Raw genomic sequence first — 17,391 nt, 5'->3', positions numbered from 1 at the left:
CGGCATGACCGCATCCGCCGGCTCCACCGCCGACGCCTTCTGGACCACGTCGCTGCGCCGCTGGAACGCGGTGTGCTGGCTGCTGTTCGCCGTGATGGCCGTCGGGCTGGCCGCCATCGACCGGCCCGACGGGAGCAAGTACGTCGCACTGGCCCTGCTGGGCGGGGTGGTGGTGTCCTACGCGGTCCTGTACCGCTTCCCGGCCAACCCCGTCATACGGCCGCATGTGTATCTGTCGGTGCTGGTGGTCGCGCTGGGCGGGCTGGCGTATCTGCGGGGCAACTACGCGGGGCTGTTCATGGTGACGCTGCCGCACTACTGGCTGTTCGGGCGGACGCCGAGGACCTCGGTGGTGTTCCTGGGGCTGGCCACGGCCGCGACCCTGGTCGCGAGCGTGCTGCGGCAGGACGGCTGGACGGTGGAGTTCTTCACCGAGACGCTCGTCTCCACGGTGCTCGTCGTCGGCGTGGGGGTGCTGATCGGGCTGTGGGCTCACTCGGTGGTCGGGCAGAGCGCCGAGCGGGCCCGGCTCATCACCGAACTGGAGGAGACCCAGGCCCGGTTGTCCGAGGCGCATCAGCGGCAGGGCGCGGCGGACGAGCGGGAGCGGCTGGCGCGGGAGATCCACGACACCCTCGCCCAGGGCTTCGCCTCGATCATCGTGCTCGCCGAGGCGGCCCGGGCCGGGCTCGACTCCGAACCGGCCCGCAGCGCCCAGCAGTTGCGGTCGATCGAGTCCACCGCCCGGGAGAACCTCGCCGAGGCGCGGGAACTGGTCGGCTCGCCCCAGCGCGCCGGCCAGGCGGCGGCGGGTTCGGTGGCCCAGACCCTGCGCCGCACCCTGGACCGTTTCGCCGAGGACACCGGCCTCACCGTCGACGCCGAGCTGGCGGACCTGGAGTGCGACCAGCAGACCCGGATCGCGCTGCTGCGCTGCACCCAGGAGTCGTTGGCCAACGTACGCAAGCACGCCCGTGCCTCCACGGTCGGCGTGGTCCTGGCCCGGCAGCCGGACGGCGTGGAGCTCGAGATCACCGATGACGGGACCGGGTTCGTGGTGGCGGAGTCGTCGGGCTTCGGCCTGGACGGCATGCGCAAGCGGCTGGCGGAGCTGGGCGGGAGGCTGACGGTGACGAGTTCGCTGGGGGACGGGACGCGGGTGCTGGCGCTGATACCCCTGACGGCCGAAGCGAGGGAGGCCTCCGCATGAGCGACGGACCGCTGCGCGTCATCGTGGTCGACGACCACACCGTCATGCGGGCCGGAGTGGTGGCCCTGCTCGCCTCCGAGTCCGGCATCGAGATCGTCGGCGAGGCGGGCGACGGCCGCGCGGCTCTCGCCCTCGTCGAGCGCCACGCACCGGATGTCGCCCTGGTCGACCTGCGGATGCCCGTACTGGACGGGGTGGCGACCACGAACGAGATCGTGACGCGCTTCCCGCGCACCCGGGTGCTGATCCTGACGACGTACGACACGGACGCGGAGATCGAGCGCGCGGTGGAGGCCGGGGCCATCGGCTATCTCCTCAAGGACACCACCCGTGAGCAGCTGGCCGACGCCATCCACGCGGCGGCGCGCGGCGAGACGGTACTCGCGCCCCGGGTCGCCGAACGCCTCGTCGCCCGTATGCGCCAGCCCGCCCAGATCCCGCTCACGGCCCGCGAGGCGGACGTCCTGAACGCGGTCGCGGACGGGCTGACCAACGCCGAGATCGGCCGCCGCCTCGTCATCGCCGAGGCCACGGTGAAGACCCATCTGCTGCGGCTGTTCGCCAAGCTCGACGTCAACGACCGTACGCGGGCGGTGGTGGTGGCGATGGAACGAGGGCTGCTGCACCGGCCCTGAGCCGTCACGACCCGATGTCCACGACCCGGGCCCACTCCGGTGGCGAGTCCGGGACGTACTCGGGGTCGGACTCGTCGTAGGCGTGATCCTCGTGGCGGCGTGGGAAGAGGCCCACGACCGTGCGGCACGGAGGCCGGGCGCTCGGCCAGGGCGTCTGGCCGTCGGTGAGGGCCACGATGACGTCCGGGGCCGGGCGGGAGCGCAGCGCGCGGGTGAAGCCGGCGCGGAGGTCCGTGCCGCCGCCGCCCGTCAGCGGTATGCCCTCGGCGCGGCAGAGGCGGCGGGCGAGACCGGCCGAGGCGTCGCAGGGCACCACGGTGACGAGGTCGCGGCGTCCGCCGACGGCCCGGGCGATCTCGGCGACCTCCAGGAGCGCGCTGCCGAGTTCGGCGTCGCTGACGGATCCGGAGGTGTCGATGATGACGGAGACACGGGGCGGGCGGCGGCGCAGGCTCGGCAGGACGATGCCGGGGATCGCGGTCGAGCGCCGGGCGGGCCGGCCGTAAGTGTAGTCCTCTCCCGCGCCGGGGCCGGACGTGGCCGAGCGGACCGCCGCGCCCAGCAACTCCCGCCAGGGCTGGGGCGGGTGGAAGGCTTCCTCGGCCCAGCGCCGCCAGCCCTGCGGGGCGCTGCCCGGGCGGCCGGTGATGCCCTGCGCCACCCGGAAGCGGACCGCGTCACGCTCCTGCTCGCTCAGGCCGTGCGCGCCGTCCGGGCCGAACTCCCACTCCCGGCCCCGGCCGTCGGCGCCGCTGCCGCAGTCCAGCCAGGCCAGGTCCTGCATGCGCGGACCGATGCTGAACTGCCGGAGGTACTCCTCCATCAACTCGCCCTCCGCCAGCCCCAGATCACCCGGCTCGACGACTCCCTCGGGGCGGGCGAGGCCTTCGCCGTAGACGTCGTCGTTGATCTCGAAGTCCGCGGCGATGTTCATCCGCAGCCGCTCCCCCGGTCCGCTCAGCCCCCGCTCCCGGGCGACCCGGTCGCTGCGGCCGTGGTGGTCGCGCAGCAGGTGCGACACCTCGTGCACCCACACCCCGGCCAGTTCCTCGACCGGCGTACGGTCCACGAACACCGGCGAGACGTAGCACCGCCAGTGGCGGTCGACGCCCATCGTCGGCACCCGGCGCGACTCCACGACATGCAGGGCGAACAGGGCCGTCGCGAGGTAGGGGCGGACCCGGGCGGCGTGCAGGCGGGCGGCGAAGAGCTTGTCCCGGTCGAGGGTTCCGGTCTCCGTGGTCGTCATCGGCCCGCCTTCGACACGGCCCTTTCCGCAGCCGCCGTCCGGGCCGCCGCGCGGTCCGCCCGGCCGGACAGGGACACGACCCCGGCGAGGCGCTCGATCGACCCCGGTACGTCCCAGTCCTCCCGGCGCAGCGCGGCGAGCGTGGTCGCGGGGACGACCACCACGTCCGGGGGCCCGCTCTCCACCGCCTTGACCAGCAGGGCCCACGCCGCGTCCCAGCGGTGCCGCTCCGGGCGGCTGCGGACAGCGGCCACGACAGCGTCCAGCGCGGCCTGGCGCAGATCGCCCCGCTCGGGCAGGACCGCCCCGGCCGGGTCGGCCAGCAGGGTCTCGGGGTCCGGGAGGTCCATCCGGTCCAGGCTCGCCAGCAGTTCGAGACCCGGCCCGTCCCCGACGGTGCCCCGGACCAGCAGGGAGAGCACGTCACGGGAGGAGCCGGCCGCGGTGGCGAAGGCGATCAGGTGCAGCGTCATCTCCCAGCTGCGGGGCGACGGCCAGGCCCCGCCCCGGCGGGTCTCTCCGCTGGGCAACCGGTGCACGAGTCCGGGGCGCGCCGTGAGCAGCTCGCACACGGCACGGCGGGCGAAGGCCACGGCCTCCGGCAGCTTCCCGGGGTCGAGCCGGGGCAGGGTCGCCCGGGGCCAGGTCCCGCCGAGGCCCCGGACGACGACGTCGGTGTCGTGCGCCCACTGGAGGTGGACGAAGCGGTTGGCGAGCGGCGGGCTCAGTTCCCAGCCGTCGGCGGCCGAGGAGCGCGGGTTGGCGGCGGCCACGATCCGCACACCGGGCGGCAGTCGCAGCGCGCCGATCCGCCGCTCCAGCACGAGCCGGAGCAGGGCGGCCTGGACGGCGGGCGGCGCGGTGGAGAGTTCGTCGAGGAACAGCAGTCCCCGGCCGGCCCGCACCAGGCGTACGGCCCAGTCCGGCGGGGCCAGGGGCACGCCCTGTTCGGCGGGGTCGTCGCCGACGATCGGCAGCCCCGAGAAGTCGGACGGCTCGTGCACGCTCGCGATCACCGTGGTCAGCGGCAGGTCCAGGGCTGCGGCGAGCTGGTTCAGGGCGGCCGTCTTGCCGATGCCCGGCTCTCCCCACAGCAGCACGGGCAGGTCCGCGGCCACGGCGAGCGTCAGGGCTTCCAGTTGGGTGTCGGGGCGGGGTTCGGTGGTGGTGTCGCGCAGGAGGGTCAGCAGGTCGGCGGCGACGTCGAGCCGGGCGGTGGTGTCGGCCAGGGGCGTGCTGCGTGTGGGCATGTGTGATCACCTGTGGGTCTGGGAGGAGTGAAGGTGCGGGGCAGAGGGGCTCTGGGTCACATGTGGCGGGGGTGCGGGCCGTGGCCCCGGGAGCGGCGGAGGTCCCAGGGGCGCAGGCTGCCGGGCGAGGGCCCCTCCAGGCCCGCCCGGAACAGTCCGTGGGCGATCCGCCGCCGCGCGGCCGTCTCCAGCGCGTCCCGCAGCGGGCCGTCGCGCAGCACCGCCTCGGGGCCCAGCAGGCTCTCCACGGCGGCCAGCGCCCCGGTGACGTCGCCGTGCCGGAGGCGTTCCCGCACGCCGGTGAGGCAGTCGGGGCGGCGGTGTGCCCGGTCGATGGCCTGGAGGCAGGGCAGGGGTGGCCCGCCCAGGGCGGCCAGCAGTTCCTCGCGCCGGATCTCGTCCGGGGCGTGGTCCAGCGCGGCCAGGGCGCCGTCGACGAGGCCGATGGTGTGGCGGGCGCCCCTGCACTCCACCTGCCGTGGATCACCCGTCTCGTCCGGCGCCCCGGAGGTGCGGGTCCGCTCCGCCCCCAGCGCCGAGGCGACCAGGGGATGCAGCCGCCCGGGGTCGATCGCCCCGGCCCGGAGCAGCTCCAGGTCGGGCAGCACCCAGGTCGCCGCGTCGGGCAGGACGGGCAGTGCGGGGTCGGGGGCGTGCGACGTCACCACCGGGGTGCCGTCGGACACGTCCAGGACCAGCCGGTTGCGCGCCCCGAGCCGGACACCGACCCTGCCGGTCGACCGGCCCTCGGCACGCAGCAGGATCTCCGCCTCGGCCGCCCACCGGTCGACGGCGCAGCGATGGCCGTACGGCAGCGGCCCGGGCGCCGAACGGCCGTCCGCCGCGGGAAGATCCGCCCCCGCCCGCATCCGCAGCTCCCCCGCCCGGCGCGCGTCCCACAGATGCCGGTGCAGGTCGAGACGGAACCGTCTGCTGGGGCGGGGATGCGGATGGCGCCGGTCTGCCGCGTCCGACGCGTCCCACAGGGCGAGGCTGAGCCGCTGACCGGCGTCGGCCCAGGCCGGTGGTGTCCGCACCACGAGCTGCGGCGGTGCGGGGCCTGTCGTGTCGTACCGGGCCAGGCCGATCGTCAGCCCCGGCCGCAGCAGCCCGTCGGGGGCGATCCTCGGCAGGTGCCAGCGCAGCAGGTCGGGCGCCAGGTGCCGCAGATCGGCCCGGAGCCGGGCGGCGAGTTCCCTGCCGTGCGCCCGGGCCACGGCGCGTGGCTGGAGGTCTACGTCGATGCCGGCGGCGGCGCACGCACCCGCCCAGTCGCCGGCCTGCCGCCGGGCGGTCGCGGTCTCGATCATGGAGGGCGGCACGGCGAACTCGCGCACGCGCGGCCAGAAGGAAGTCGGGGTGTCCCCGTTCGCGGTGTGGGTGAGCATCAGCACTCACCTGGCGCGGACGGGACCCCCAATCTGTCAAGGGAGGAGGTCGTCATCGCGGCGATGCTAACGGCCCCCGCGCCCTCGCGCAGCCGAATATCCGGAGGCTCAGACGACATGCGACTCGGGCCGGAACTCCGCCCCCGCCCGGAAGCGGTCGGCGCTGAGCGGGCCGATGTCGACGCAGGGTGCCCGGTCCAGGTACAGGTCGCGGACGATTTCCCCGACCGCCGGGGCCTGGAGGAAGCCGTGGCCCGAGAAGCCGGTGGCGTAAAGGAAGTTGACGATCTCTCCCGAGCGGCCGATGAGGGCGTTGTGGTCGGGGGTGACCTCGTAGAGGCCGGCCCAGCCGCCCGCCGTCTCCATGTCGGCGAGGTCGGGGGCGCGGTGGCGTACGACCTCGCGGAAGAGTTCCAGCCACTCGGGGGTCCAGGTGGTGTCGAAGCCGTCGGGCTCGGCGGGGTCGGCCAGGCCGAACAGGAGCCCGTCGTCGCTGTTGTGGAAGTACGCCGAGGACGAGAAGTCGATGGTGAAGGGGATCCGCGGGGCGGGAGGGACGAGCGGGGCGGTGAAGGCCAGTTGGCGGCGGACCGGCCGTACGGGGAGGGGGACGCCGGCCAGGTCGCCGATCCGTGCCGACCAGGCGCCGGCGGCGCAGACGACCGTGGCGCAGTCGATCCGGCCGCGGTCGGTGTGGACGGCGGTGACCCGGTCGCCGCTTGTGTCGAGGCCGGTGACGGTGGTGTGGGTCGCGAGGACGGCCCCGGCCCGGGCGGCCGCACGCGCGTAGCCCTGGACGACCAGGGCGGGCCGGGCGTGGCCGTCGGCGGGCGAGTGAGCGGCGGCCACCAGCCCGTCGGTGCTGACGTAGGGGCAGAGGCGGCGGGCTTCGGCCGGGTCGGTCATACGGCTGGGGACGCCGAGGGAGTTCTGCAGCCGGACGGCGGCCTCGAAGTCCGCGGCCTGCCGCTCGGTGGTGAGCAGGAAGAGATAGCCGACGGTGTCGAGGCGGATGTCGGCGCCGGGGCGGTCCGGGAAGTCCCGGAAGGCACGCAGACTGCGGTCGCCCAGTTCGATGTTGAGCGGGTCGGAGAAGTGCGCCCGTACGCCGCCGATCGGTTTGCCGGAGCTGCCGCGGCCCAGCTCGCCGCGTTCCACGACGACGATGTTCCGCACCCCGGCCTCGGCCAGGTGGAAGGCGATGCTCGTGCCCATCACACCGCCGCCGATGATCACGACGTCGGCGGTGCGGGGGACGGTGGGGAAGACGGGTGAGGAGGTCAACGGGCCATCCCTTCACAGTGCTTCACAGTGCTCTGCATGACTGCCCGCCTCCACAGCACGAGGTGCCAGTCCTGGTCGTTGGCGAGGGGGCCGGCGGTGTCGGCGGCCCTGCCGTCGACGGTCGAGGGCAGGACGAAGGCGCAGGTGGCGGAGCCGTCCTCGCGGTAGTTGGCCGGGGTGGCGCAGGGTCGTCGCCGTCCACGAATCGAGGGGGCGCGGCCCGATCACAAACGGCGCCATTGAACCGGGTGGTGGGGGTGCTGCCAAGAGGGCCGGGGGTGCCAAGAGGGCCGGGGTCAAGAGGGCTTGGGCGCACGCCCTCATCGGACTTTGCCATCTCTTTACAACCTGCCCGGCGGCCGCCTCGTCTCTCCGCACGACCCGTCACCCACCCCGCCGACCGACCATCGGGCGGGACCGACGAAGGAGAGCGATTCCATGCGCCGAACCGTCCTGAGCGCCCTGGCCCTCGCGGGCACCGCCGTACTGCTGGGCACCGGGCCCGCGTTCGCCGACGGGGGCAAGACCCCGAGCCCGGTCCCGTCGTCCACCCCGGCGAGCACCCCCCGGCCGGAGGCCAGTGCCGAACCGACCCGGGCACCGGCTGCGACGGACAGCACCCGCACCGCCCCGAAGCCCGAGCCGACCCGGGCACCGGCCGAGGACCAGGTCTCCGTCCGGCCGAGCGGCGCGCCCGACACCGGTGTGACGCCGGCGTCCTCGTCCTCCGGGAGCGACGGCACGGCGATCGGCGCGGGCGCCGCCGCGGCGTTCGCGCTGGGCGGCGGGACGGTCTTCGTCGTACGCCGCCGCCGGGCGACCGGGGCATGACCGCGTTCTCCAGGCGCGCGTTCACGACCGCGGCACTGGCGTCCCTGCTGACGGCGTGCGGGGGCCACGGGACCACCACCGAACGGCAGCCGAAGCCCCGGTCGGTTCCGGCCAAGGGGGCGCGTCCCCTGGCCCGTTCCGCTCCGGTCCGGCTGCTCGTCCCGGCCATCGGCGTCGACACGCCGGTCATCCGGCTGGGCCTGGCACCGGACGGCACGGTGGAGGTGCCGCCGGTCACGGCGGACGACCGGGCGGGCTGGTACCGGCACTCGCCGACCCCCGGCCGGACCGGGCCGTCGGTGATCCTCGGTCATGTCACGGTCGGGACGTACGGCGACGGCGTCTTCCGTCATCTCGACCGGCTGCGCCGGGGCGAGAGGATCGTGGCGCGCCTGGAGAACGGCACGGCGGCGGAGTTCGCCGTCACGGCCGTACGGACCACCCCGAAAACCGACTTCCCGGCGGACGACGTCTACGGGAACGTGGACCGCCCGGAGCTGCGGCTGATCACGTGCGGCGGCGCGCGTACCGGCGACGGATACGCGGACAACGTGATCGTCTTCGCCGCGCTGAGCGGTGCCGAGTCCCCCACCCCTGGAGAGCGTTGAAACGGTCCCGCGAGAAGGCCGCGTCCGAACTGTTCGCCGCCCTCTACCCGCGCCTCGCCGGCTGGTGCCGCCGGCTCGTCGACGACGACGGGACGGCCCACGAGATCGCCTCGGAGGCGTTCACCCGGCTCTGGGCCCGCTGGACGTCCGTGGAGGAGCCCCGAGGCTTCCTCTACGTCACCGCGGCCAACCTCGTCCGGGACCACTGGCGCAAACTGGAGCGCGAGCGCCGGGCCATGCACCGCGCCACCACGGAAGCCGCCGTACGGCCCCACCCCGAGCAGGCCGACCCCTCGGTGCGTCTGCTCGTCCAGTCGCTCCCGGAGCGACTGCGCGTGCCGATCCTCCTCCACTACTACGCTGACATACCGATCCGGGAGGTGTCCGCACTGACCGGGCGCAAGGAAGGAACCGTCAAGGCCGACCTGCACGCGGCCCGGGAACTGCTCCGCGTCCACCTGAGGAGAAGCCTTGACCACACGCCTTGACGACGACCCGGGTGAGCCGGGCGAGGCGGGGTTCGGCCCCGGCGACCCCCTCACCGTGATCCTGCGCCCTTCCTCCCCCGACTATCTGAGCGCGCCACCCGGCCAGTACGACGCCGTCCGTCGCAGGGCGAGTCGCCGGCGCCTCCTGCGCACCGCGGCCGGAGCCGGCGTGTGCTGTGCCGTGGCCGCCCTCATCGCGCTCCCCCTGCGTTTCGCTGCGCCCGACCGCCCTGCCACCCCGACGATCCCGATGGCCCCGCCCCCCGCGACCACGCCCCTGCCCACCCCGCCCTCTTCGCGCTCCCCTTCCCCTTCTCCCTCCGCCTCGTCCTCAGAACCGTCCACCGCGCCGTCCTCCGCGACCGACGCCCCGGCCCCCGCCACGCCCCGCCAGCGCACGGACAACCCCCGCGACACCACGCGCCCGACGGCCACGCCCCGCACTCCGTCGGCCCGGCCCAGCACGGTCCGGGAGTCGGCCGTCGACAGCCGGTGACCCACGTCAGTCACCCACCCCGCCCCTGCCGCCGCACCCGCGCCGCCACCTCGCTCTCCTCGGTCTCCCACCAGGGCCGGACCAGCCCGGAAGACGTCCCCGGAACGGGGGGTTCACCGGCGAGGCGGCGGTCCAGTACGACCGTCCGGACGCGCTCCGCGCGGACCCACTGGGCGAGGACCGCCAGCAGGAAGGGAACGGCGACCAGTTCGGCGATGCCCAGCATGGCGCCGCCGCCGAGCTGCTGGTCGTGGTGGACGTCGGGGGACCAGGGCGGCGCGTGGTGCAGGTACCACGCGCCCGCGATCAGGGTGCCGTGCGTCATGACCGCCAGCCCCGGGAGCGCGTCGACGACACCGTCGAGGAAGACCAGGGCCGCCCGGACGGGGTGGGTGCACCAGGCGGGCAGGGCCTGTTCGCGGGTGAGCACCGGCAGGACGAAAAGGCAGCCGGCCGTCAGCAGATGCAGATACATCAGCTCGTGCAGCCAGCCCACGCGCAGCGCGGTGGCGAAGTACGGCGTGAAGTAGACGGTCAGTTCCGTGGCCAGCACCAGGACCGTGCTGACGAGGGGGAACGTCAGCGTCCGCACCAGCCGTCCGGTCAGGACCCGCCGCACCCGGCCCGCACCGCCCTCCGGCAGCGCCTCGACCGCGAGCCGCAGCGGATCGCCGAGGGCGAGGCCCAGCGGCGCGAGCAGATCGAGCCCGGCGTTCTGCACGGCGGCCGGCCAGAACAGCTCATGGTCGTAGACGGCCAGCCCGGACATCGTGGACACGACGATCGCCCCCAGCCCGAGGACCACGAAGGCGAGCAGCCGCGGGAGCGACCAGGCCCCACCGCGCCTCCGCACCCGCACGACACCCCAGCCGTACAGCCCGCCCAGGACCCCGACCAGCAGCAGCGCGGGAACGTCCGGCTGCCACGACTCCAGCAGCCGCCCGAGGGTCGGCTCCGGCAGATATCCGGCCGCCAGTCCACGCATCGCGTCACCCACCGTGCAGTCCCCTTCCCACGCAGACCAGGCAGCGGACGGTAGCCGCCGAAGTTAAGAAAGGGATCGTCGCGCTGGCCGGGTGCGTCGGCCGGCCGGAGCGGGTGAACAACCCGCAGCACCGTCTGCGCATCACGAAGGCCCCGAAGCTGCTGATGATGCACTCCTGCCACGACCCGGCCAACCCCCTCTCCTGGGCTACCGAGGTGCGCCGGCAGACCCGCGGTACGGCCGTCCTGCTGACGCACGAGGGCGCGGGACACCGCGTCTACGACCGGAGCGACTGCACCCGCGACGCGATGGACGGCTACCTCGTGGCCCTGAAGGTCCCGCGCGACGGCGGCACGTGCGCCGCGGACGACCCGGCCACCGGGGACTAGGAGTTGGCCGGCGCGACCTCGTCGATGCGCTCCTGCTGCGCCGCGGTGAGGGTGCGGACCATGAGGGCGGCGGTCCCGGCCGCGGCCACGATCACCAGGTCGGCGGCGAGCAGGGGCCAGACCTCGGTGTAGGCGCGGGCGATGACCTCGTCGGTGGAGCCGGCGTAGATCAGGCCGACTCCGCCGGCCAGGCCGGCCAGCCACAGGCCCCACCACCAGTTCACGACGGCGGGCAGCCGCCGGTCGGGGAAGACCGACCGGTGGACGTCCGCGACCATGCCCCGGGGTATCCACAGGTTCACGACGGGCACGATCCAGCCCAGGAAGAGCCAGAGGTATTGGTAGCGCGGCTCCGCGCCCGAGAGGGCCCGGGCGTTGTCCCGTACGCGGTCCAGCCAGAGCAGGAAGACGAGCGCGCAGACCGCCGTGACGGCGCCGCCCGCGGAGTCGACCAAGTGGTAGGAGTTCTCCAGGGCGTTCAGGGGACGGTGTACGCCGTCGCCCTGGTCGGGCGGGCCGGACGCCGGCTGGCCGGCCATGGCGAGCCGGATGTGCCAGAGCGCCCGGGCCGCCCAGGCGACTCCGGCGAGGGCGAGAGCGACGACGGCGAGGCGGGCCGCGCCCCGGACCGGGCGCGGGGCGGAGGCCGGGACGGGGAGAGGGGAATTCTTTTCGTTCACCTGATCATCTTGTCGTACTCGTTCACCCGGTCATCCGGTCGCACTCAGTCCCGCCGGCTCAGCCCCGCCGCCCGGCCCTCCTCGTCCCACCGCACCTCGAGGACGTGGTCGACGGCGTCCCGGTCGAGCGGGCCGAACACGTGCGGGAACAGGACGTCTTCGGCCACTCCGGGCGGCGGGGCGGGAGCCGCCGCCTCGAAGGCGACCCGCGCGGTGAGGCGCGCCTCGTCGAGGGCGAGCACCAGCAGGGGCCTGGGCGCGCCCCGGTAGAAGGCGTTGACGACGGCCAGCGTCGTCGGCTCGTCCGGGGAGCAGTGCACGAAGCCCTCCTCGGCGAGGGAGTCGGGCGCGTACGTCGGGCCGGGGGCGGTGTTCCAGACGGTGAGCGGGACGGCGTGATAGATCATGGCCCCGTTATAGCCCCCGTCACGGTTTCAGGGCGGCGACGGTCCTCCGGGTCGCCTCGGCGATCAGGGCGTCCGAGGGCTCGGACTCGTAGCCGGGCCGGTCGGTCATGACGGCCAGGACGAACGGCTCGGTGCGGGGCGGACGGACCACGGCGATGTCGTTGGCCCTGCCGTAGTTGCCCGTACCGGTCTTGTCGGCCACCTGCCAGCCCTTGGGGAGCCCGGCCCGGATGCGCCGGGCGCCGACCGCGGTGGCGTTGCGCGAGAGCCAGCCCGTGAGCAGGGCGCGTTCGCCGGCGGGCAGGGCGGTGCCCAGGAGCAGTGCGCGGAAGTCGGTGGCGATCGCCCGGGGGGTGGTGGTGTCGCTGGGGTCGTCGGGTCGTACATCGTGCAGTTCGGGCTCGTAGTGGTCCATGCGGCTGACCTTGTCGCCGAGTTCGCGCAGATAGGCGGTGAGTTTCGCCGGGCCGCCGAGGTCGCGCGTCAGCAGGTTCCCGGCCGTGCCGTCGCTGTACCGGACGGCGGCGTCGCAGAGTTGGCGGAGGGTCATGCCGGTCGCTACGTGCTTCCCGGTGATCGGCGACGTGGACTTGAGGTCGGCCCGTGTGTAGGTGATGCGCCGGTCCAGGCCCCTCAGGGAGCTGCGGTGCAGGACCGCCGCCGCGGCCAGTGCCTTGAAGGTCGAGCAGAAGGCGAAGCGCTCGTCGGCGCGGTGGATCACGGTGGCGCCGGTGCCGGTGGCGAGGGCGTAGACGCCGACGCGGGCGCCGTACTCGCGCTCCAGGTCCGCCAGGCGGGCGCGACGGACGGGAGGCACGGGGGCGGGCGGGCTGGTCGTGGGGGTGCTGCCTGCCCGGCCGGTGTCGGTGTCGGTGTCCCGGTCGTCGTCCGTGCCGCATCCGGCGAGGGGGAGGAGGACCGCGGCGGCCAGCAAGGCGCGGCGGGACGACGAAGGGGGCCCGTCGACGGACATGCGGGGTACTCCTGTCACTCGGGGTCGCCGGACGCGGCGGCCAGCAGACTGTGGACGATCGGCCCGGCGGAGCCGCCGCCGGTGACGCCCTCCTCGACGACGCAGGCCACGGCGACGTTGCCGCGGTGGGCGACGAGCCAGCCGTTGTTGTCCTGCGCGTCGGAGACCTCGGCGGTGCCGGTCTTGGCGCCGATCTCGCCGGGCAGATCGGAGAGGACGTCCGCGGTGCCGCCGGTGACGGTGGCCCGCAGCATCGCGCGCAGCTGGGTGACGACGTCCCGCGGGAGCGGGGTCGTGGTGGTCCTGTCCTCGTTGCCGTCGGTGAGCGAGGGCTGGTGGAAGGTGCCGGACACGGCCGTCGCGGTCACGGACGCCATGAGCAGCGGGTTGGCCTGCACCCGGCCCTGCCCGATCATCGAGGCGGCCTTCTCCGTCTCGTCCTTCGGCGCCGGCACCGAGCCGTCGTACGTGGGAGCCCCGACGTGCCATTCCTGGCCCACGCCGAAGTACTTACGGGCCACATCCCCGAGTTCCCCGTCGTAGAGCCGGTCGCGCAGGCTGATGAAGGCGGTGTTGCACGACTCGGTGAAGTCCTTGCGGAAGGTGGCGCCCGGGTGTTCGGAGAGCTCCACGTTCTGGAACCGCTTCCCCACCATGAGGTACTTGGGGCAATCCACCACGTCGTCCGGCTTGACGGCGTCCTTGAGCAGCAGGGCGCTGCTGGTGACGATCTTCCAGGTGGAGCCGGGCGCGTAGGTGCCGGAGAGGGCGCGGTTGAAGCCGGAGGCCGGGGAGTTCGCGACGGCCAGGATCTCGCCGTCGTCGATACGCAGGGCGACGAGCGCGGCGTTCTTGCCCTCGGCCTGGGTGGCGAGGGCCTGCTCGGCGGCGGACTGCCAGCCGGCGTGCAGGGTCGTGCGGACGGGGCCCTTGTCCCGGACCGTCCGCGCGCCGAACCTGGCCTCCGTGCGCTCGACGTCCCCGGTGGCCCGGTCGACCAGGTGGATCGCCCCGCGCGCACCGGAGTCCGTGCCGTTCCCGCCGAGCCGGGCCATCAGGGGCGCGAGGGAGGGGAGTTCGTCGCCGGACAGGGCCGTACCCTGCCGGTCGATGACCTCGGGGGGCTTCGTCTCCTCCCGTTCGAGGCGGAACTTCTCGGTGCCGCTCAGGCGCGGGTGGACGACGGACAGCGCCCAGTCCACCTTCCAGGTGCCGCCGCTCTGCCGACGCAGCGGCAGCTTCGACTCGTAGGTCCAGGCGCCCAGGCCGGTGACGGGCATCCGGGCGGTGAACGGGACGGTGACCGTGCCGTCCTCCGCCTCGGTCGCGGCCTCGGCCTTGAGCGCGGGCTTCGTGATCTCGAGCCCGGCGGTGAAGCTGTCCAGCACGCGTTGTGCCGCCTCGGGGCTGGTCGTACGGCCGGCCGCGCTCGGCAGCCGGCCGGCCGCCCAGTCGGCGAGGAACGCGCGGGCCTGATTCACGGCGGCGGGGTCGGGACCGGTGTCCCGCGCGAAGGGCCCGAGACCGGCCGCGTACGCCCCGCCCGCGGCGACGGCCAGCACCACCGCTCCCGCGGTGACGGCCCGCACGGCGGTCCGGCGCGGTCTGCGGTTCCGGCCGAATCCGGAGTATTCGGAAAAGGAGTCCATGCGCCGAGAACAGCAGCGGCGTGGGCGGCCTGTCCAAGACCCCGGTCGGTCGCGCACCGATCCGTACCGGATGTGGTGACGGTTCCTCATCGGTACGGCGGCCCCGCGGGACCGCCGTACCGATGAGCCGGTTCGCCCATCGGGCGGGTCAGAGCTGGAACTCGGCGGGAGACACCCCAAGCGCCGCGCAGGCCTCGCGCAGGACCGTCGCCTCGGCCTGGGAGAAGTGGCCGTCGGCCCCGGCGATGACCATGCCGGTCTGGATCACGGCCCTGGCCTCGGTGGGCTTCTTGGCGGCCTTGGCGATCTCCTGCATCGCCTCGGTCTTGCCGTGCTGGAAGTTCATCGTCAGCTGGTCCACATGCTTGTTGAAGCGCTGTCGCAGCTGCTCCGGCGGGAAGTTCTGCAGCACGTCGTTGCTCAGGATCATCGACTCGACCTGCTGCCGCTCGGACGGATCCACCTGCCCGTCGGCCGCCGCGACCAGGGCACACATCGCCATGCTCGCGTCCCGGTAGGCACCGCTCTTCAGCTCGTTCTTCAGCGACCCGAGCTGTGTCTTGAACAGGCCGACCAGCTGGGCCTTGCCGCCACCGCCGGACCGCGAACCCGAGCCGTGCCCGCCGGTCGCGCCGTGCCCGCCGGTCGCGCCGTGGCCACCGGACGTGCCGTGCCCGCTCTGCCCCTGCTGGAAGGCCTTGGCCTGGTCCTTGAGCTTGTCCCACACTGCCATTGAGTCACCTCGGTATTAGTCGGAGTCATCTCACGAACCCGCTCCCGCGCGCTCAACGGATCAACGCCCGACCCGCAGGCAAAGGTTCCGCAAAACGCGCCCCTCTCTCATCTGCCACTTCTCTCACGGCCGAAACGGCGACTGCCCGCACCCGTGATCGGGTGCGGGCAGTCGTGACGGCCCGGTGTCGGGCTCAGTCGCGCGAGCGGAGCCTCAGGCGCGGTGCGAGGCGGAACGCCGCGAAGCCCACCGTGGCCAGGGCCGCGGCCGCCGCGAGCAGGAGGCCCATGCCGCCCGCCCCGGTCGAGGCGAGGCTGCCGCCGTCGAGGTTCGTCGACGTGCCGCCGCCCGTGGTCGTACCGCTGCCGCCGGTCGTCCCGGACTCACTCGCGCTGGGCGAGGGGCTCGGGTCGGCCGAGGGGCTCGGGTCGGTCGTGGGGCTCGGGGAGGGCGAGGCGGATGCGTCATCACCGGCGACGACCTCGACCGCGAACTGGGCCATGGCGTCACCGACGGATGCGGCCACGGTGTACGTGCCGATGCCCTCGCCGGCGGTCAGGGTCGGGGCCGTCGCCTTGCCCGCCGCGTCGGTCTTGACGCGGACGACCTGCTCGCCGTCCTCGAAGCGGGGCGCGTCGTCGCTGTCGTCCTCGACCCGGAACTCCACCTCCGTACCGGCCGGTGCCGACGCACCCGACTTGACCACGCGGGCCTGGAGGGCGTCCGCGAAGGCCTTGCCCTGTTCGGCCTGCTGGTCGTCGCCGCCCACGACGGACACGACGTAGGCGGACTTCTTCACCTTGACCGTGAAGACCGTCGACACACCGTCGGCCGCGGCGCGGACCGTGAACTCGCCTTCCTTGCCGCCCACCTCGAGCGGTGCGGTCTCCGCGCGTCCCCGTGCGTCGGTCGGCACGGCCAGCTTCGTGGTGTCGGCGCCGTTCTTGATGGAGAAGAAGGCTCCCAGCTTGTCCGGGTCCTCGATCGTGAAGGTCACGGAGGCGTTCTCGACCGGCTTGCCGTCCTTGTCCCGGGCCACCACGGCCATCGGGTCGGCGCCGGCGCCCGGCTGGGTGGTCTGGCCGGCTCCGGAGACCTGGGCCAGTTCCGCGATCGCGGACGTCCTCCACTGGAACACGATCCGCCCGTTGCCGGAGCGGTCGGTGTTGACGCCGCCCTCGGCGATGCCGCCGCGCACCGGCTCGTCGGAGTCCTGCCAGAAGGGGTCGCTCTTCGCGGGGGGCACCGTGCGGGTGCCGCTGAGCAGACGGGCGTCGCTCACGCGGGCCGCGTCGACGTAGCTGCTGCCGCCGGCGCCGCTGCCGATCCCGCTCTGGCCCTCGTCCACACCGCCGCCACCGCCGCCGCCCGCGTGACCGGCGCCGCCGCCACCGCCTTCGCCGCCCGAACCGGGGCCGCCCGCACCGCCCTTGCCGCCCGCGGACGCGTCGGCGCCCGGGGAACCGTTGCCGCCGCCCGCGCCGCCGGTGGCACCGGCCGCGCCCTTGCCGCCGCGCTCCGACTCGGTGTCGTCCTGGCCGCGCTCACCGCCACCGGGGCCACCCTGGCCGGCATTGACGTCGCCGTGCCCACCGCCGCCGCCACCGGCCGCGATGAGCAGCGGCTTCCCGTCGGCGGTGCGAACGCCGCTGCTGTTGCCGCCGGCCGCGGAGTACTCGCCGCCCGCGCCGCCGAGCGCGTCACCGAAGCGCTGGACGCCGACCGCGAGCGACAGCCGCTCCCCGGGCGTGACGCGGAGCGTGCCCGCGGTGTAGCCACCCGCGCCGCCGTCGGCGAAGGAAGTGCCCTCGCCGCCCTGGCCCCATGCCCGCACGTCCAGCGCCGTGACACCGGCCGGGACCTGGAACTCCTCGCGGACGCCGGTCGGATCGAACAGACGACACCCGGAGAACCCCTCCGTCGGCGCGCACGCCTTCCCGGCGGGCACGGCGGCGCCGGCGGCCGAGGCCCCCGTCAGAGCCGTTCCGCCGGTCACCGCCAGCAGGGTCAACGCGGCCGCGGGGGGGGGGGGGGGGGGGGGGGGGGGGGGGGGGGGGGGGGGGGGGGGGGGGGGGGGGGGGGGGGGGGGGGGGGGGGGGGGAAAAGGGGGGGGGAGGGGGGGGGGGGGGGGGGAAC

The 17,391-nt window shown here is 74.4% G+C and carries 19 protein-coding genes; 8 read left to right on the top strand and 11 right to left on the bottom strand.

Annotated elements, in window-relative coordinates; genetic code table 11:
* Positions 1-4 precede the first annotated feature (4 nt).
* Positions 5-1,210, top strand: coding sequence for a sensor histidine kinase (locus tag ACZ58V_RS24805; protein WP_468192978.1), 1,206 nt, complete (start codon positions 5-7; stop codon positions 1,208-1,210).
* Positions 1,207-1,845, top strand: coding sequence for a response regulator (locus tag ACZ58V_RS24800; RefSeq protein WP_471292316.1), 639 nt, complete (start codon positions 1,207-1,209; stop codon positions 1,843-1,845). Before ACZ58V_RS24805 ends, ACZ58V_RS24800 begins: the two co-directional genes overlap by 4 nt.
* 4 nt (positions 1,846-1,849) lie before the next feature.
* Here ACZ58V_RS24800 and ACZ58V_RS24795 read toward each other — a convergent pair whose 3' ends face one another.
* From ACZ58V_RS24795 to ACZ58V_RS24780, 4 genes are all read right to left on the bottom strand, one after another.
* A complete protein-coding gene (locus tag ACZ58V_RS24795; protein WP_471292314.1) occupies positions 1,850-3,094 on the bottom strand; it encodes a vWA domain-containing protein in 1,245 nt (414 codons plus the stop codon).
* A complete protein-coding gene (locus ACZ58V_RS24790; protein ID WP_468192983.1) occupies positions 3,091-4,344 on the bottom strand; it encodes an AAA family ATPase in 1,254 nt (417 codons plus the stop codon). Before ACZ58V_RS24790 ends, ACZ58V_RS24795 begins: the two co-directional genes overlap by 4 nt.
* Positions 4,345-4,400: 56 nt before the next feature.
* Positions 4,401-5,732 carry a hypothetical protein gene (locus ACZ58V_RS24785; RefSeq protein WP_468192984.1) on the bottom strand — a complete coding sequence of 444 codons (1,332 nt, stop codon included), beginning with the start codon at positions 5,730-5,732 and terminating at the stop codon, positions 4,401-4,403.
* Between the two features lie 108 nt (positions 5,733-5,840).
* Positions 5,841-7,016 (bottom strand): NAD(P)/FAD-dependent oxidoreductase, encoded by a 1,176-nt coding sequence (locus ACZ58V_RS24780; protein ID WP_468192986.1) that lies wholly within the window; start codon positions 7,014-7,016, stop codon positions 5,841-5,843.
* Positions 7,017-7,052: 36 nt separating this feature from the next.
* Here ACZ58V_RS24780 and ACZ58V_RS24775 point away from each other — a divergent pair, with 36 nt between their 5' ends.
* From ACZ58V_RS24775 to ACZ58V_RS24755, 5 genes are all read left to right on the top strand, one after another.
* On the top strand, positions 7,053-7,184 hold the full coding sequence (locus ACZ58V_RS24775; protein WP_468192987.1) for a hypothetical protein: 132 nt from the start codon (positions 7,053-7,055) through the stop codon (positions 7,182-7,184).
* Between the two features lie 270 nt (positions 7,185-7,454).
* On the top strand, positions 7,455-7,847 hold the full coding sequence (locus ACZ58V_RS24770; protein ID WP_468192989.1) for a sortase-dependent protein: 393 nt from the start codon (positions 7,455-7,457) through the stop codon (positions 7,845-7,847).
* Complete coding sequence (locus ACZ58V_RS24765) at positions 7,844-8,455, top strand: class F sortase (protein ID WP_468192990.1); 612 nt, start codon at positions 7,844-7,846, stop codon at positions 8,453-8,455. The genes ACZ58V_RS24770 and ACZ58V_RS24765 overlap by 4 nt, the downstream gene beginning before the upstream one ends.
* Complete coding sequence (locus tag ACZ58V_RS24760; RefSeq protein ID WP_471292309.1) at positions 8,452-8,943, top strand: RNA polymerase sigma factor; 492 nt, start codon at positions 8,452-8,454, stop codon at positions 8,941-8,943. Before ACZ58V_RS24765 ends, ACZ58V_RS24760 begins: the two co-directional genes overlap by 4 nt.
* On the top strand, positions 8,927-9,439 hold the full coding sequence (locus ACZ58V_RS24755; protein ID WP_471292307.1) for a hypothetical protein: 513 nt from the start codon (positions 8,927-8,929) through the stop codon (positions 9,437-9,439). The genes ACZ58V_RS24760 and ACZ58V_RS24755 overlap by 17 nt, the downstream gene beginning before the upstream one ends.
* 10 nt (positions 9,440-9,449) lie before the next feature.
* Here ACZ58V_RS24755 and ACZ58V_RS24750 read toward each other — a convergent pair whose 3' ends face one another.
* Positions 9,450-10,424, bottom strand: a complete 975-nt coding sequence (locus ACZ58V_RS24750; protein ID WP_471292699.1) for a cytochrome c oxidase assembly protein — start codon at positions 10,422-10,424, stop codon at positions 9,450-9,452.
* Between ACZ58V_RS24750 and ACZ58V_RS24745 the strand changes: the two genes are divergently transcribed.
* Positions 10,403-10,813, top strand: a complete 411-nt coding sequence (locus tag ACZ58V_RS24745; protein WP_471292697.1) for an alpha/beta hydrolase — start codon at positions 10,403-10,405, stop codon at positions 10,811-10,813. The genes ACZ58V_RS24750 and ACZ58V_RS24745 overlap by 22 nt on opposite strands.
* Here ACZ58V_RS24745 and ACZ58V_RS24740 read toward each other — a convergent pair.
* The 6 genes from ACZ58V_RS24740 to ACZ58V_RS24715 form a co-directional block, all read right to left on the bottom strand.
* Entirely contained in the window at positions 10,810-11,493 is a 684-nt protein-coding gene (locus ACZ58V_RS24740; RefSeq protein WP_471292305.1) for a DUF4328 domain-containing protein, read from the bottom strand. The genes ACZ58V_RS24745 and ACZ58V_RS24740 overlap by 4 nt on opposite strands.
* A gap of 44 nt (positions 11,494-11,537) precedes the next feature.
* Positions 11,538-11,900 carry a DUF952 domain-containing protein gene (locus tag ACZ58V_RS24735; RefSeq protein WP_468192996.1) on the bottom strand — a complete coding sequence of 121 codons (363 nt, stop codon included), beginning with the start codon at positions 11,898-11,900 and terminating at the stop codon, positions 11,538-11,540.
* Between the two features lie 19 nt (positions 11,901-11,919).
* Positions 11,920-12,873, bottom strand: a complete 954-nt coding sequence (gene bla, locus ACZ58V_RS24730; protein WP_471292303.1) for a class A beta-lactamase — start codon at positions 12,871-12,873, stop codon at positions 11,920-11,922.
* A 14-nt stretch (positions 12,874-12,887) separates the two neighbouring features.
* Positions 12,888-14,522, bottom strand: a complete 1,635-nt coding sequence (locus tag ACZ58V_RS24725; protein ID WP_468192998.1) for a penicillin-binding transpeptidase domain-containing protein — start codon at positions 14,520-14,522, stop codon at positions 12,888-12,890.
* Positions 14,523-14,670: 148 nt separating this feature from the next.
* Positions 14,671-15,255: a tellurite resistance TerB family protein gene (locus ACZ58V_RS24720; RefSeq protein ID WP_471292299.1), complete on the bottom strand. Its 585-nt coding sequence runs from the start codon at positions 15,253-15,255 to the stop codon at positions 14,671-14,673.
* Between the two features lie 193 nt (positions 15,256-15,448).
* Positions 15,449-17,251, bottom strand: a complete 1,803-nt coding sequence (locus ACZ58V_RS24715) for a hypothetical protein (RefSeq protein ID WP_471292296.1) — start codon at positions 17,249-17,251, stop codon at positions 15,449-15,451.
* Positions 17,252-17,391: the final 140 nt, after the last annotated feature.

The sequence above is a fragment of the Streptomyces sp. NPDC040589 genome, assembly GCF_055594445.1.
This window is presented reverse-complemented; position numbering and strand designations above follow the sequence as displayed.

Bases quoted from the DNA above. Each gene is read 5' to 3' on its own strand.
- ACZ58V_RS24805 (WP_468192978.1), top strand. From the start codon at position 5: ATGACCGCATCCGCCGGCTCCACCGCCGACGCCTTCTGGACCACGTCG.
- ACZ58V_RS24800 (WP_471292316.1), top strand. From the start codon at position 1,207: ATGAGCGACGGACCGCTGCGCGTCATCGTGGTCGACGACCACACCGTC.
- ACZ58V_RS24795 (WP_471292314.1), bottom strand. From the start codon at position 3,094: ATGACGACCACGGAGACCGGAACCCTCGACCGGGACAAGCTCTTCGCC.
- ACZ58V_RS24790 (WP_468192983.1), bottom strand. From the start codon at position 4,344: ATGCCCACACGCAGCACGCCCCTGGCCGACACCACCGCCCGGCTCGAC.
- ACZ58V_RS24785 (WP_468192984.1), bottom strand. From the start codon at position 5,732: ATGCTCACCCACACCGCGAACGGGGACACCCCGACTTCCTTCTGGCCG.
- ACZ58V_RS24775 (WP_468192987.1), top strand. From the start codon at position 7,053: ATGACTGCCCGCCTCCACAGCACGAGGTGCCAGTCCTGGTCGTTGGCG.
- ACZ58V_RS24770 (WP_468192989.1), top strand. From the start codon at position 7,455: ATGCGCCGAACCGTCCTGAGCGCCCTGGCCCTCGCGGGCACCGCCGTA.
- ACZ58V_RS24765 (WP_468192990.1), top strand. From the start codon at position 7,844: ATGACCGCGTTCTCCAGGCGCGCGTTCACGACCGCGGCACTGGCGTCC.
- ACZ58V_RS24750 (WP_471292699.1), bottom strand. From the start codon at position 10,424: ATGCGTGGACTGGCGGCCGGATATCTGCCGGAGCCGACCCTCGGGCGG.
- ACZ58V_RS24735 (WP_468192996.1), bottom strand. From the start codon at position 11,900: ATGATCTATCACGCCGTCCCGCTCACCGTCTGGAACACCGCCCCCGGC.
- bla (WP_471292303.1), bottom strand. From the start codon at position 12,873: ATGTCCGTCGACGGGCCCCCTTCGTCGTCCCGCCGCGCCTTGCTGGCC.
- ACZ58V_RS24725 (WP_468192998.1), bottom strand. From the start codon at position 14,522: ATGGACTCCTTTTCCGAATACTCCGGATTCGGCCGGAACCGCAGACCG.
- ACZ58V_RS24720 (WP_471292299.1), bottom strand. From the start codon at position 15,255: ATGGCAGTGTGGGACAAGCTCAAGGACCAGGCCAAGGCCTTCCAGCAG.